At 64.2% G+C, this 14969-nt stretch carries 7 protein-coding genes; 3 read left to right on the top strand and 4 right to left on the bottom strand.

Features of this window, described 5'->3' with window-relative positions; translation table 11 throughout:
- Nucleotides 1–121 precede the first annotated feature (121 nt).
- Complete coding sequence (locus ACEN9O_RS02395; RefSeq protein ID WP_495616062.1) at nt 122–847, bottom strand: 16S rRNA (uracil(1498)-N(3))-methyltransferase; 726 nt, start codon at nt 845–847, stop codon at nt 122–124.
- Between the two features lie 181 nt (nt 848–1028).
- On the opposite strand from ACEN9O_RS02395, the gene tkt reads away from it, so the two are divergent.
- Nucleotides 1029–2996, top strand: a complete 1968-nt coding sequence (tkt, locus tag ACEN9O_RS02390; RefSeq protein WP_495616061.1) for a transketolase — start codon at nt 1029–1031, stop codon at nt 2994–2996.
- Nucleotides 2997–3044: 48 nt separating this feature from the next.
- Nucleotides 3045–4055 (top strand): type I glyceraldehyde-3-phosphate dehydrogenase, encoded by a 1011-nt coding sequence (gap, locus tag ACEN9O_RS02385; RefSeq protein ID WP_116993371.1) that lies wholly within the window; start codon nt 3045–3047, stop codon nt 4053–4055.
- 72 nt (nt 4056–4127) lie between these two features.
- Here gap and ACEN9O_RS02380 read toward each other — a convergent pair whose 3' ends face one another.
- From ACEN9O_RS02380 to glnE, 3 genes are all read right to left on the bottom strand, one after another.
- Entirely contained in the window at nt 4128–6971 is a 2844-nt protein-coding gene (locus ACEN9O_RS02380) for a TonB-dependent receptor domain-containing protein (protein WP_495618417.1), read from the bottom strand.
- A gap of 267 nt (nt 6972–7238) precedes the next feature.
- A complete protein-coding gene (locus tag ACEN9O_RS02375) occupies nt 7239–7700 on the bottom strand; it encodes a cache domain-containing protein (protein WP_495616060.1) in 462 nt (153 codons plus the stop codon).
- A gap of 120 nt (nt 7701–7820) precedes the next feature.
- Entirely contained in the window at nt 7821–10568 is a 2748-nt protein-coding gene (gene glnE, locus ACEN9O_RS02370; RefSeq protein ID WP_495616059.1) for a bifunctional [glutamate--ammonia ligase]-adenylyl-L-tyrosine phosphorylase/[glutamate--ammonia-ligase] adenylyltransferase, read from the bottom strand.
- 208 nt (nt 10569–10776) lie between these two features.
- Here glnE and ACEN9O_RS02365 point away from each other — a divergent pair, with 208 nt between their 5' ends.
- Complete coding sequence (locus tag ACEN9O_RS02365; RefSeq protein WP_495616058.1) at nt 10777–14967, top strand: YhdP family protein; 4191 nt, start codon at nt 10777–10779, stop codon at nt 14965–14967.
- The last annotated feature ends 2 nt before the right edge of the window (nt 14968–14969 follow it).

Genomic DNA, 14969 nt, shown 5'->3' with positions numbered 1-14969 from the left:
TTGCAGGGAAGCTTTGTTGCCTGCAAAGAAATTATAGACCGCCGATAACACGTCCAGCCGCAAAGGACGCATGAAACCAGATCAACTGTTGGGGGCGCGCATCACTTTGCGCCGCATGTTGCTACATGCCGCCCCACATCCCGCTCAGGATGGCGGCGGCCGACAGGCCGGCGGTCTCCGTGCGCAGGATGCGCGGGCCCATGGCCAGGGGCAGGGCGCCGTGCTGGATCGCAAGGCTTTCCTCTGCGTCGCTGAGGCCGCCCTCGGGGCCGATCACCAGCGTCACCGCCTGCGGGCTCTGGTGGCGCGCCCAGTCGCTCAGCGACAGGTCGGCGCGCGGCGTCAGGATGATGCGGCGGTGCATGTCCTGCTGGGTGATCCATTGCTTGTAGTCCTGCAGCGGCGCCAGCTGGGCCAGGCGGTTGCGGCCGCTCTGCTCGGAGGCCGACTCGATGATGCCCTGCCAGTGCGCCATCTTCTTCTCGGCCCGTTCGGCCGACAGCCGCACCACGCAGCGTTGCGCCGCCAGCGGTTGCACGCCGGACACGCCCAGCTCGATGGCCTTTTCGATGATCCAGTCCATCTTGCTGGCCTCGGGCAGGGCCTGGGCCAGCGTGATGCAGAACGGCAGCTCGATCTCGCGCGGCTGGTGCGCCTTGACCTCGACGCTGACCTGGCGCTTGCCGATCTCGCTCAGCGTGGCGCTGTATTCGCCGCCGTCGCCGTTGAACAGCGTGACCAGCTCGCCCGGCGCCAGCCGCAGCACCTGGATGTGGTGGGCGACCGCCTCGGGCAGGCTGACGAGCTGGCCGATGGCCAAGGGCTGGGGGATGTAAAAGCGGGGCATGCGCGGATCCGGTCGGTTTGAGTTCCGCAATTTTAAATGGTGGACGCCTCGGTCTGGTAAAATAATGGGTTCAGCAAGAGAGCAGCACTAGACAGCAGCAACGACAGCAGCATCCCATTGCCACCAGTTTCCATACTTTCGTGATAGACCAACGATGACTTCTACGCTCCCCACCACCCCAATGGCTAACGCGATTCGCGCGCTGGCAATGGACGCCGTCCAGAAGGCCAATTCCGGCCACCCAGGCATGCCGATGGGCATGGCCGAGATCGCTGTTGCGCTGTGGAGTGGCCATTACAGCCACAACCCGGCCAACCCGAAATGGGTGAACCGCGACCGCTTCCTGCTGTCCAACGGCCACGGCTCGATGCTGCACTACGCGCTGCTGCACCTGTCCGGCTACGCGGTGAGCATGGACGACATCAAGTCCTTCCGCCAGATGCATTCGAAAACCCCGGGCCACCCGGAAGTCGACGTCACCCCGGGCGTGGAAACCACCACCGGTCCGCTGGGCCAGGGCATCGCCAACGCGGTCGGCATGGCGCTGTCCGAGTACCTGCTGGCCGCCGAGTTCAACAAGCCTGGCTTTGACATCGTCAACCACTACACCTACGCCTTTGTCGGCGACGGCTGCCTGATGGAAGGCATCTCGCACGAGGTGTGCGCGCTGGCCGGCACCCTGGGCCTGAACAAGCTGATCGCGCTGTACGACGACAACGGCATCTCGATCGACGGCAAGGTCGAAGGCTGGTTCACCGACGACACCCCGGCCCGCTTCGAAGCCTACGGCTGGAACGTGATCCGCGCCGTCGACGGCCACGATGTCGCCGCCGTCTCGGCCGCCATCGCCGCCGCCAAGACTTCCAGCAAGCCGACCCTGATCTGCTGCAAGACCATCATCGGCAAGGGCTCGCCCAACCTGCAAGGCGGCGACAAGGTGCACGGCGCCGCGCTGGGCGACAAGGAAATCGCGGCAGTGCGCGAATACATCGGCTGGAGCGCCGCGCCGTTCGAGATCCCTGCCGACGTCTACGCCGCGTGGGACGCCAAGGCCGCCGGCGCCAAGCTGGAAGCCGACTGGGCCGCGAACTTCGCCGCCTACGCCAAGCAATTCCCGGCCGAAGCCGCTGAACTGAGCCGCCGCATGGCCGGCGACCTGCCAGCCGCGTTCGACGCCACCCTGGCCGCCGGCATCGCCGCCTGCGTCGAGAAGAAGGAAAACATCGCCACCCGCAAGGCCAGCCAGAACGCCATCCAGGCACTGGCGCCGGTGCTGCCGGAATTCCTGGGCGGCTCGGCCGACCTGACCGGCTCCAACCTGACCAACTGGAAAGAGTGCGTGGCGCTGCGTTCCGGCAAACCAGGCAACCACATCAACTACGGCGTGCGCGAGTTCGGCATGTCGGCCATCATGAACGGCATCACGCTGCACGGCGGCTACATCCCGTTCGGCGCCACCTTCCTGACCTTCTCGGACTACAGCCGCAACGCGCTGCGCATGGCCGCGCTGATGAAGCTGCGCTCGATCTTCGTGTTCACCCACGACTCGATCGGCCTGGGCGAAGACGGCCCGACCCACCAGTCGGTCGAGCACATCTCGTCGATGCGCCTGATCCCCAACCTGGACAACTGGCGTCCGTGCGACACCGTCGAATCGATCGTGGCATGGGGCGAGGCGGTCAAGCGCAAGAGCGGTCCGTCGACCCTGATCTTCTCGCGCCAGAACCTGCCGTACCAGGAGCGTTCGGCCCAGCAGATCGCCGACGTCGCCCGCGGCGGCTACGTGCTGAGCGAAGTGGCCGGCGCCAAGGTCACCTTGATCGCCACCGGTTCCGAAGTCGAGCTGGCCGTGGCCGCCGCTGCCGCGCTGGCCTCGGAAGGCATCGCGGCACGCGTGGTGTCGATGCCGTCGACCGATGTATTTGACCGTCAGGACGCCGCCTACAAGGCCAGCGTGTTGACCAAAGGCTTGCCACGTGTGGCAATCGAAGCCGGCGTGACCGATTTCTGGTACAAATACGTCGGTCTGGAAGGCGCGGTGGTCGGCATCGATACCTTCGGTGAATCGGCCCCGGCAGGCGTGCTGTTCAAGCACTTCGGCTTCACGGTGGAAAACGTCGTGGCGAAAGTCACATCTGTCATTGCATAATCTATAATTGCTTGTTGCATTACCTATTTTTCTAATCAGGAGCATAGTATGACGATCAAAGTTGCAATCAATGGCTACGGCCGCATCGGCCGCAATGTGCTGCGCGCTTTCTACGAAGGCGGCAAGAAACAAGACATCCAGATCGTTGCGATCAACGACCTGGGCGATGCCAAGTCGAACGCCCACCTGACCCGCTACGACACCGCCCACGGCAAGTTCCCGGGCACCGTGACGGTGGACGGCGACAACATGATCGTGAACGGCGATGTGATCCGCGTGTTCGCGCAGCGCAACCCTGCGGAAATCCCATGGGGCGAGCTGGGCGTGGACGTGGTGCTGGAGTGCACCGGCTTCTTCACCACCAAAGAGAAGGCTTCGGCCCACCTGAAGGGCGGCGCCAAGAAAGTCATCATCTCGGCACCGGGCGGCAAGGACGTCGACGCCACCATCGTGTACGGCGTCAACCAGCACGTGCTGAAAGCCACCGACACCGTGATCTCGAACGCGTCGTGCACCACCAACTGCCTGGCCCCGCTGGTCAAGCCACTGAACGACGCCATCGGCGTGGAAACCGGCCTGATGACCACCGTGCACGCCTACACCAACGACCAGGTGCTGAGCGACGTGATGCACGAAGACCTGCGCCGCGCCCGTTCCGCCACCATGAGCATGATCCCGACCAAGACCGGCGCCGCCGCCGCGGTCGGCCTGGTGCTGCCTGAGCTGAACGGCAAGCTGGACGGTTTCGCGATCCGCGTGCCGACCATCAACGTGTCGCTGGTCGACCTGTCCTTCATCGCCAAGCGCGACACCACCGTGGACGAAGTCAACGCGTTGATGAAGGCCGCGGCCGAAGGCGCGCTGAAAGAAGTGCTGACCTACCAGACCGAACCGCTGGTATCGATCGACTTCAACCACAATCCTGCCTCGTCGAACTTCGACTCGACCCTGACCAAAGTGTCGGGCCGCCTGGTCAAGGTATCGTCGTGGTACGACAATGAGTGGGGCTTCTCGAACCGCATGCTGGACACCACCGTGGCACTGATGACCGCCAAGTAATCCGGTCCGCCGATAAAAAAGCCTCCCGATGCATGTGTCGGGAGGCTTTTTTTTTCGCCCGATTCTGTCGCGCTACAAGGTGATGCGCAAGCCCAGGTAATAGCGCCGGCCGATCGCGTCGTAGGTCGAGGTGTCGGTCTCGGTGCCGGTCTGGTTGCCGGGCAGGCCGGTGATGATGGGCGGCGCCTTGGCGTTGAAGGCGTTGTCGATGCCCAGGTACAGCTGCAGGTATTTCTTCACGTCATACGTGAACTGGAAGTCGTTGTAGGTGCGCGAACCCACACCCACCGTGCCCGGCGGAATGCTCAGGCTTTTCAGGAACTGGTCGTCCAGCGACACCGGGCCGGTGTAGGTGGCGGTCCAGTTGACGCCGGCTGGGCCCCATTTGTAGGCGAGGTTGAGGCCGGCCCGGTTGCGTGGCGCATTGGTGTTGGTCGCCGTGACTTCGCCGACGTCGCTGTTCTTCTCCGCCTCCGGCGTGGCCTTTTGCCACAGCTGGCGCAGCCAGGTCCAGGCCAGGCGCGCGCTCAGGTTGCCTGGCCCGACCTTGTCCGACCACGAGGCCGTGACGTCGACGCCCTCGGTGCCGAAGCCGCCGCTGTTGGTGGAGGCGATGTTGCTGTACTGGATGGAGCCGGAGCTGAGGTTGCCCACTGCGGCCGGCCGCCGCGTGATGAAGTTGCAAAACATCTGGTTGTTCTGGTTATAGCATTGATCCAGCGCATATTGGCGGTCGGTGTTGACGATGGCGTCGGCGATCTTGATGGTGAAGTAATCCAGCGTGAAGGTGAAGCGGCGCAACATGGGCACCGAGCGCGGCGTCACCACCAGGCCGATCGTGGTGGAGCGGCCTTTTTCCGCCTTGAGATTGGGATTGCCGCTGTCATAACCGCTGATGCCCTGCTGGTCGGCCTGATTTAACGTGAACACGCCGCCATGTGCCGCCATATTGGCGGCAACTCCCGGCGCGTTGCGGCAATTGACAGCCAGGGCGCTGGTTCCGGAGGACGCCACGCCTTCGCAGGGATCGACCAGTCCGGTGGGGAAATCCTGGCTGGGCGCCTGGAACAGCTCGTTGATATTGGGCGCCCGTGTCGATTGCGCGCGCGTGCCGCGCAGCTTGAAGTCGGAGGTCACGCCCCATTCCAGGCCGGCGTTCCAGCTGTTGGTGCTGCCGACGGTGGAATAGTCGCCGTGGCGGACCGTGCCGAGGAAGCTGAGCTCGCGGGCAAACGGCCGCTCCTTGAGCAAGGGTACCCTGGTCTCGACAAACACCTCGCGCACCAGAAAATTGCCGAAGGTGGGGGGCAGGGCGTTGCCGGCGTTCAGGCCGGACTGGGTCAGCGGGTCGGGAATCGCGCTGGAATCCTCGCTGCGCCATTCGAAGCCGGCGGCGATGCCGATGCGGCCGGCGGCCAGGCCGGGCACCTCGCCGGTGACCGAGCCGCCCGCCAGCTTCTGCGTGATCGCGGTTTCCAGCGAGCCGGGCGCGGTCACGTATTTGAGCGCGGCCGGGGTAATGCTGTTGTAGCCGAAGATGTTGATCGGTACACAACCCTCGGCCGTCGCGTGCACGTCGCTGCACACCGGCGCGCCGTCGGGGCCGGGAATTGCCTCCAGTGCATTGCGCAAGCTCATCACATTGACCTGGCCGGTGGAGTTTTGCGCCTCCTTGGTCTTTCCGTAGGCCAGGTAGGCTTCATAACTCCAGTCCCGTATCGTGCCCTTCAGGCCGGTCGCCAGGCGGAAAGTGTCGCGGTCCACGGTCGAATGGCGCGGGCCGAACTCGGACAGGCGGCGCGTGAAGAAGTAATCCGGCACGCCATCGCCATCGGTGTCGCTGATGCGGTCGTATAAATACTGCGGCACCAGCGGATTCTTGACCAGCACGCCGTTGACGAGGGAGGCGGCCGGCACCTGGCCGCTGGGTTTGTATACCTGGTCCGAACCCAGGGCGAAGGGTTCGATGTTGGTATCGACCTTGGTCGAGGCATAGGTGCCCTCGAAAAATGCGCTGTGGCTGTCGTTGAAGGCCCAGTTGCCGTTGGTGGCGAACAGGTAGCGCTCGGTCGGCACGGCGATCAGGCGGTAGGCCGAACGGTTGAAACCGGTGGCGCCGGCACCGCTGCCGGGCGCGCCATTTTGATTCCACGGGATAATATTGTTATTTGTATCATAGGTGAAATCCTCGCTGTCGCCGAAGAAATGGCCTTGCGGCGCGTAGCCGGAAAAGTTGGGCCGCTTGGCCTTGAAGGCCAGTTCCGGGTGGCCCTGGGTGATGGCCGAAGTCTGATCGACGGCCGAGGCCGGACGGTCGCGCGAGTAGACCGTGCCCTGTTTCGAGTAGCCGAAATGGCCCATGATATTGCTGGCGCCGTCGGCGCTGGTGGTGCCGAAAGTCAGCGCCAGTTTCTTTTTAAAGTCGTCGCCCTCGTTGCTGCGGCCGGTTTGCGCGTCCAGCAGCACCCCGTTAAAGTTTTTCTTCAAGATAATATTCACCACGCCGGCCACAGCGTCGGATCCATAAGTGGCGGAGGCGCCGCCGGTTAATAATTCCACGCGGTCGATAAAATCCGTGGGAATAGTGTTGAGGTCGACCGCAGTATCTCCAGGCACGCCGGAAACAAAACGACGGCCGTTAATTAATACCAGGGTGCGGGAATCGCCAAGGTTTCTTAAATTAACCGTGGAGACACCGCCGCTTGACGTCAGGAAATTGGAATTGGCCCGGCTGAGGGTCGGCGTACCCATCGTCGGGTTTTTCTGCAATAAGTCCTGGAGATTGGTGGCACCGGACGCGGCAATATCCACCGAGTTTAATATCTGCAATGGCGATGGCGATTCCGCCACCGGCGAAGCAATACGGGAGCCGGTTATCAACACCTTCTGAACTGGCTCGGCAGTTTCCTGGCTCATGGCGGTTTGCGTGCCGAATGCCAGACCGCCGATGCATAGCAGGCGTATTGAGCGGGCGATTGTGGTTTCGTTATTCATTATCCGACTCCTAGGGTGTGCCGCGGTTATTTTGGATGTCACCGCTTATAGACTGACTAGGCTGCCGAAGAGTTCCCCCAACCGTAAGCTCATTTCTGGCGTTTACATGCCAATATTTGGCATGTCTCAAGAATGAGGGCGAAAAAAAACCGGGACATCGTCCCGGTTGTTGCGTGGCGCGCTGGTTTTTTATTTGTAGATGCCGGAGCCGACCAGCATGTCGTCGACTTTTTCAATGTAGCCGGATTTGGCTTCCACCGCTTTTGTGACCGGATTCGGCCATTTGAAATCCACCCAGCCCTTACCCTTGGATTTGGCGGTGTCGACCATTTCTTTAATCATTGGCTTTCCTTCGTTATCCTTGAGGGTAATCAAAGGTTTGCCAACCATTTTAGGATTATTACCGTGGGCTAATGCCACGCCATTTAAATCGTACACATAAATATACAGGTCGCGGTCATGGAAAGTCGTATTGGCCGGATCGGAGATTGCGGCGAAAGCTTTTTCCTTGCCATCGGATTTAATCAGGGCAACCGCTTTCTTTACCATGGCAACCGCTTCGTCGGGCGTTCCCTTGTCGGCGGCCAAGGCGGTCGATGACATTGCAAACATGCTCAAGCTTAATGCCGCGGCACCGAATAATGCTCTCATATCATTTCTCCTTTGAATAAAACTGCGATGGCGCTGGGCGCTCTGGTGTGATGGATTTCAATATTACTGTAGTTGACGAGTTTAAATCACAACGACAGGAATTTCACAAAGTTTTCGTTGTTATATGGCAACGTTTCCTTCAAAGATGGTACGCCATAATTCCTGAACCTGCGCCGCGTGGCCGGCCACCAATTGCGGATCGACGCGCGCCAGGTCCTGACCTTGCAGGCGTAATTGGTGTTGTAATTTGCGCAACTGTCGATAGGCGTCGCCGACCCGCGCCGCCAGGCCGGCATCGATCAAACCCAGTTCGCCGCACATTTTCAAAAGCGCAATATTGCCGTAATTGGCGGTCAGTTGCGGGTAGGTCGCCGCGTGCTGCAGGACCAGGAACTGGACGATGAATTCGATGTCGATCATGCCGCCCGGATCCTGTTTCAGGTCGAACAGCTCGCTGTGGTTCGGCTTGGCGTCAACCATGCGTTTCCGCATTGCAATAACTTCCTGCTTCAGCGGGCCGTCGGCCGGACGCTCCTTGCGCAGCACCGCCTCGCGGATTTCCTCGAAGCGCGCGCCGATCGCCGCGTCGCCGGCGCAAAAGCGGGCGCGGGTCAGCGCCTGGTGCTCCCACACCCAGGCCGAGCCGCTCTGGTATTTCTCGAACGCCGACACGCTCGACACCAGCATGCCGCTGGCGCCGTCCGGGCGCAGCGCGGTATCGATGTCGAACAGGATGCCGGCCGAGGTGTGCGATGTCATCCAGGTAATAAATCGTTGCGCCAGCTTGGCGTACTGGGCCGGCGCTTCCTGGTCGGCGTCGTCGTACAGGAAAATCACGTCCAGGTCGGACACATAGCCCAGCTCCTTGCCGCCCAGCTTGCCGTAGGCGATCACCGCGAACTGCGGCACCTCGCGGTGGCGCGTGGCCACCGTCTTCCAGATCGTCTTGATGGCGGCGGCGACGATGGTGTCAGCCAGCGCCGACAGGTGGTCGGCCAGCTTTTCCACCGTCAGGTCGCCGGCCAGGTCCTGCGCCAGCAGGTGGAACAGCTGGGCGTGGTGGATTTCGCGCAGGATGTCCATCTGCCGCTCGGTGTCGCCCGGCGCCGAGGCCAGCTGGGTTTCCAGGTCGGCCGCCAGCGCCACCGGATCGAACACGGCGTTGCGGACCCGGTCGTCCAGCAGCTCGTCGAGCAGGATGGGGTGCTGGCTGAGGAATTGCGCGGCCCAGCCGCTGGCGTGCACCATGCGGATCACCCGCGCCAGCGTGTGCGGATACTCGGTCAGCAGCGACAGGTAGGCCGAACGGCGGGCGATCGCCTCCAGGAAATCCAGCAGCCGGCCCAGCGTGGCCTGCTGGTTGCCGCCGCTGGATTCCTGCGAGCAGAGGACGATCAGCGGCAGCGCCGCGTTGACCAGTCCCAGCAGGCGGTTGCGGCTGGCTTCCGGCAGCGATTGCAAACGCGGCGCCTGCCAGGTCGAGATCAGGCGCTTGGCCGCGCCCTCGGGATCGTCGAAACCCAGCGCCGTGAAGCGCGACACCATGGCCTCGCGGTTGTCGGGATCGGCGCACTCGTTGCTGGATTGCGGATTGATGTCGTTGTCGCTGCCGCTGGTCTTGTCCGAGAACATTTCATCGAACTGGCCGGCGACGAACTGGCGGTGCGCCTCCAGCTGGGTCAGCAGGGTGGCGGTGTCGGCCAGGCCCATCATCTGCGCCACCAGCAGGCGGTCGGCGTCGTTGGCCGGCAGGGTGTGGGTCTGGGCGTCGTCCAGGTATTGCAGGCGATGCTCCAGATTGCGCAGGAAGGTGTAGGAAGCCAGCAGTTGATAGACGATGGCGTGGCTTAGCAGGCCCTTCTCGGCGATGATGCGCAGCGTGGTGCGGGTCGAACGGTCGCGCAGGGCGGCGTCGCGGCCGCCCCGTATCAGCTGGAACACCTGCGCCAGGAACTCGATCTCGCGGATGCCGCCGCGGCCCAGCTTGACATTGTTGCTGCGGTCCGGGTGCAGCCGCTCCTGGCGGTTCACCTCGGCGCGGATCTGCGCATGCATATTGCGGATGGCGTCGATCACGCCGAAGTCCAGGTAGCGGCGGAACACAAAGGGCCGCACGATGGCGTCCAGCGCGGCGATGTCCTCGGCGCGGCCGGTCACGGCGCGCGCCTTGACCCAGGCGTAGCGCTCCCACTCGCGCCCCTGGACGATCAGGTATTGCTCCACCATGCTCAGGCTGGCGGCCAGCGGGCCGGAGCCGCCATTCGGCCGCAAAGCCATATCGACCCGGAACGTGTAGCCATCTTCCGTTATCTCCGCCAGCGCGGCGATCAGCTTCTTGCCCAGCCGGATGAAGAACTCGTGGTTGGACAGGCTGCGCTGACCCGGCCCGGCGACGCTGTCGCCGTCTTCCGGGTAGACGAAGATCAGGTCGATGTCGGACGAAACGTTCAGCTCGCCGCCGCCTTGCTTGCCCATGCCCAGCACGATCAGCTCCTGCGGCTGGCCGGAATCGCGGCCGATCGGCGTACCGTGCGCCGCCACCATTTCCGCGTAAATCTCGCGCATGTGCTGCTGGATGGCGAAATCGGCGAAGCGCGTCATGGCTTCCACCACCTCGGCCAGGTTGGCCTTGCCCTCGAGGTCGCGGCGAATCAGCCCGCACACCAGCAGGTTGCGCAGGCGGCGCATGGCACGCGGCAGCGGCAGCGGCGGGGCGCCTTCCGGCACGTTGGCGGATTCTTTTGCTAAATAATCAGCAAGATTGATCTGGGCAAGCGATAATTGCGCTAAATCATCAGCCTTGGCGGCGCGGTCGGGAGCGGCGGCCAGCCAGCGCTGGTAAAAACGTGACGCGGTTGGTGCAATCATTGGCAACGTGTTTCCTGAGACAGTGGTAACGGCGGTTAATCGTAACAGCTTGGTGTAACAGCTTGTAAAGCACGTAAAACCGGTGCGGGCCCGCCCTGAGTGGCGCTGGCTTGCACAGGCGATGCGGTAGAATTGCTGCGCAGGCATAAAAGCTTGAAACCGAGTTTAGCGATTTATTTGACGCATGGCCTGATTTATTAGCTTATTGATGCAAAAACCAGAAGAGGAGACTGTGACAGGCGAGGGGCCTTTGGCTGCGCGCTGGCACCGGCTGCGTGCCGCCTATCGCATCTGCAATCTGGCCAGCCACCACGTGCTGGGCTTCACGCTGAAGCTGTTCCTGCTGCTGTACTTCGCCTTCGCCCTGCTGTTCCTGACGTTGCGCTACATCGTGCTGCCGAATATCGACCATTACAAGGGCGATATCGAGCGCCTGGCCAGCGGCGCCGTCGGCAATCCCGTCACCATCTCGCGCGTCTACGCCTCCTGGACCGGCCTGCGTCCCAACCTGTTCCTGGGCGACGTGGTGCTGCACGACCAGCAGGGCAAGCCGGCGCTGGCGCTGCCAAGCGTGTCGGCCACGCTGTCGTGGTGGAGTGTGCTGGCCGGCGCCGTGCGCTTCGAATCGCTGGAACTGGTGCGTCCCGCGCTCGACGTGCGGCGCGAAGCCGACGGCCGCCTGGTGGTGGCCGGCATCTACATCGACCCGCACAAGCCGAACGACGGCAAGGGCGCCGACTGGCTGCTGTCGCAGCGCGAGATCGTCATCCGCGAAGGCCGCCTGCAATGGACCGACCTGCAGCGCAGCGCGCCGCCGCTGGCGCTGGACGGCGTCAACATCCTGCTGCGCAACCAGTGGCTGCATCACCAGCTGGCGCTGAAGGCGACGCCGCCGGCCACGCTGGCCGCGCCGCTCGACCTGCGCGCCGACTTCAGCCATCCGGCCTTCGGCGCGCGCGTGTCCAACCTGTCGATGTGGAAGGGCGAGCTCTACTTCGACGTGCGCGGCACCGACCTGCTGGCCTGGAAGCCCTGGCTGGACTTCCCGTTCCAGCTCAACAGCGGCGGCGGCTCGCTGCGTGCCTGGCTGGGCATCGACCAGTCGCGCGTGACCGGCCTGACCGCCGACGTCGGCCTGCGCGATGTTTCCGCCGTGCTGGGCAAGGACTTGCCGCTGCTGGACCTGCGCGAGCTGAGCGGCCGCATCGCCGCCCGCGAGGAAATCCCGGCCAACGCGCCGCTGGTCAGAAAGGGCGCGACCCGGCCGCGCTTCGGCGCGCTGGGCCACAACATTGAGCTGACCAACCTGACGCTGACCACCAGCGACGGCCTGGTGATGGCGCCGACCTCGCTGTCCGAACACTACACGGTCGCCGGCGGCGCCAAGCCGGAGCGCTATGAAATCCGCGCCCGCCAGCTGGACCTGCAAACCATGGCCGGCCTGGCCGAGCGCCTGCCGCTGACCGAGCGCCAGCGCAAGCTGCTGGCGGACTTCGCACCGCGCGGCCTGCTGCAGAATTTTTCCGCCGAATGGCAGGGCACGTTTCCGGCGCTGCAATCGTACCGCGTCAAGGGCGACCTGGTCGGCCTGGGCCTGAAGCCGCAGCCGCCGCGCCCGGCGCAACCGAAAACCGCCAGGTCGCCGGCCACCGCCGCCATGCCCGCCATCCCCGGCTTCGACAACCTGACCGGCGCCATCGACGCCACCGAAAAGGGCGGCAGCTTCAGCCTGGCCTCGACCCAGCTGGTGCTGCAAATGCCGGACTACTTCAGCGACCCGGCCATGCCGTTCGACCACCTGAACCTGAAGGCGCGCTGGTCGTTCGAACCCGATAAACAGCTGCTGGTCCAGCTCGACAGCATGGACTTCCTGCAGCAGGGCCTGAGCGGCACGCTGCAGGGCACGCACAAGATGCCGCTGGCCGGCAAGGGCGCCGGCAATATCGACCTGACCGGCACCTTGAACGGCTTCCAGATCAACCGCATCGACAACTACCTGCCGCTGCAGACCCCGCACGACCTGCGCGCCTGGCTGACCGGCGCGCTGGAAGGCGGCCTCGCCAGCGACGTCACGCTGCGCCTGCGCGGCGACCTGGCCCACTTCCCGTTCCAGAGCGACGCCGGCAAGGCGCGCGGCGAGTTCCGCGTGGCCGGCAAGCTGACCGAGGGCAAGCTCAATTATTCCCCCGACCACTTCCTGCGCGACGGCAGGGAGCCGGGCAAGGACGGCAAGCCGCTGCCGCTGTGGCCGCAAGCCGAACACATCAAGGGCAGCTTCGTGTTCGACCGCGCCCGCATGGAGATCCGCGGCGATACGGCCACCACCGCCGGCGTCGCCCTGTCCGGCGTGAAGGCGGTGATCCCGGACCTGACCATCCACGATTCGATGCTGGAGATCGACGGCAACGCCGCCGGGCCGATGCAGGAGTTCCTCCGCTACGTGACCATCAGCCCGGTGCTGGAATGGATCTCGCACTTCACCGATGAAACCCAGGCCAGCGGCAACGCCAAGCTGGCGCTGAGCCTGCGCCTGCCGCTGTCGCACCTGATCGACGCCCGCGTGCAGGGCGCGCTGCAACTGGCCAACAACGACATCACGCTGATGAACGACCTGCCGCCGGTGCTGGGATCGCAGGGCAAGATCGAGTTCAACGAGCATGGCGTCAACCTCAACCAGCTGTCGGGCAACTTCCTCGGCGGACCGGTCGGCATCACCGGCGGCAGCCAGAAGGACAACGCCATCGTCGTCAAGCTGGCCGGCGCGATGACGGCCGAAGGCTTCCGCAAGACCTATCCGATGCCGGCCATGCAGCGCCTGGCCAGCCACTTCTCGGGCGGCACGCGCTACACCGGCACGGTCACGGCGCGCGATCGCCAGGTGGTGGTGGCGGTGGACTCTACCCTGAACGGGCTGGGGATCGAACTGCCGGCGCCGGTCAGGAAGGCCGCGCCGGACGCGTTGCCGGTGCACTTCGTGCTCAGCAGCGCGCTGACGCCGGACGCCGCCGGCGCCGTGCATGACGACATGCGCATCGCCCTGGGCGGCAATATCAGCGCGCGCTACCAGCGCCAGAGGCTCGGCAAGGCGCCGTGGAAGCTGGTGCGCGGCGGCATCGGCGTCAATCAGCCGGCGCCTGAGCCCGACAGCGGCATGGCCTTCAACATCAGCCTGCGCGCGCTGAACGTGGATTCCTGGCTGGACTTCGGCACGGAGATCGCCGGCAAGGCCGAGCCGTCCACCGGCGGGCCCGACGCCGCCGATGTGGCCCAGTACGTGATGCCGGACACCATCGCCGCGCGCGCCAGCGAGCTGGTGATCGGCGACCGCAAGCTGGAGAACGTGGTGGTCGGCGTCAGCCGCCAGAAAACGGTATGGCAGGCCAGCGTTGATTCCAGCCAGGCCAACGGCTATGTGACCTGGAGCGAACCGTCCACCGGCCAGGGCCTGGGCAAGGTGACGGCGCGCCTGTCGTCGCTGGTGATCCAGGACTCGGCCTCGAAGGATGTGCAGGATCTGCTGGACGGCAAGAGCGCTGCCGCCACCATCCCGGCGCTGGACGTGATCGTCGACCGCTTCGAACTGTTCAACAAGCAGCTGGGCCGGCTCGAACTGCAGGCGAGCAATGCGCAGCTGCCGAACGCGCGCGAATGGCGGGTCGGCAAGCTGTCGCTGGCCAACCCGGACGGCGAGCTCAAGGGCACCGGCAAGTGGGTCACCAAGGATGGCGTCCACAACACCAGCCTGAACTTCAATCTCGACATCGCCGACGCCGGCAAGCTGCTGGACCGCTTCGGCTTTGTCGGCACGCTGCGCAACGGCAAGGGCACGCTCAACGGCGACATCGCCTGGAAGGGCCTGCCGTATTCGCTGGACCTGCCCAGCCTGTCCGGCGACATCAAGCTGAACGTGGAAAAAGGCCAGTTCCTGAAGCAGGACCCGGGCGCCGCCAAGCTGCTCGGCGTGCTCAGCCTGCAAGCCTTGCCGCGCATGCTCAAGCTCGATTTCCACGACGTCTTCTCGGAAGGCCTGGCGTTCGACGGCATCACCGCCAACGCCGCCATCAACCACGGCATCGCCAAGACCGACAACCTGAAAATGCACGGCGTGGCCGCCACCGTGCTGATGGACGGCACCGCCGACATCGCCAACGAAACCACCAACCTGCATGTGGTGGTGATACCGGAAGTGAACCTGGGCACGGCGCCGCTGGTGTACGCGCTGGCCGTCAACCCGGTGATCGGCCTGGGCAGTTTCCTGGCGCAGCTGTTCCTCAGTGCGCCGGTGATGAAGGCCTTGACCTATCATATGCAGGTCACCGGGCCGTGGAAGGCGCCGGTGGTGACCAAGCTCGACGCATCCAAAGTGGAACCGCCGCCCGCCGCCAAGGGCAGCAATTGAAT

The organism is Duganella sp. Dugasp78, from assembly GCF_059491455.1.
Note: the sequence above shows the minus strand (reverse complement) of the source record. Positions and strands in the feature narration are given on the sequence as shown.

Excerpts from the sequence above, each read along its gene's own strand:
- glnE (WP_495616059.1), bottom strand. The coding sequence starts at position 10,568 with ATGATTGCACCAACCGCGTCACGTTTTTACCAGCGCTGGCTGGCCGCC.
- ACEN9O_RS02375 (WP_495616060.1), bottom strand. The coding sequence starts at position 7,700 with ATGAGAGCATTATTCGGTGCCGCGGCATTAAGCTTGAGCATGTTTGCA.
- ACEN9O_RS02380 (WP_495618417.1), bottom strand. The coding sequence starts at position 6,971 with ATGAGCCAGGAAACTGCCGAGCCAGTTCAGAAGGTGTTGATAACCGGC.
- ACEN9O_RS02395 (WP_495616062.1), bottom strand. The coding sequence starts at position 847 with ATGCCCCGCTTTTACATCCCCCAGCCCTTGGCCATCGGCCAGCTCGTC.
- ACEN9O_RS02365 (WP_495616058.1), top strand. The coding sequence starts at position 10,777 with ATGCAAAAACCAGAAGAGGAGACTGTGACAGGCGAGGGGCCTTTGGCT.
- gap (WP_116993371.1), top strand. The coding sequence starts at position 3,045 with ATGACGATCAAAGTTGCAATCAATGGCTACGGCCGCATCGGCCGCAAT.
- tkt (WP_495616061.1), top strand. The coding sequence starts at position 1,029 with ATGGCTAACGCGATTCGCGCGCTGGCAATGGACGCCGTCCAGAAGGCC.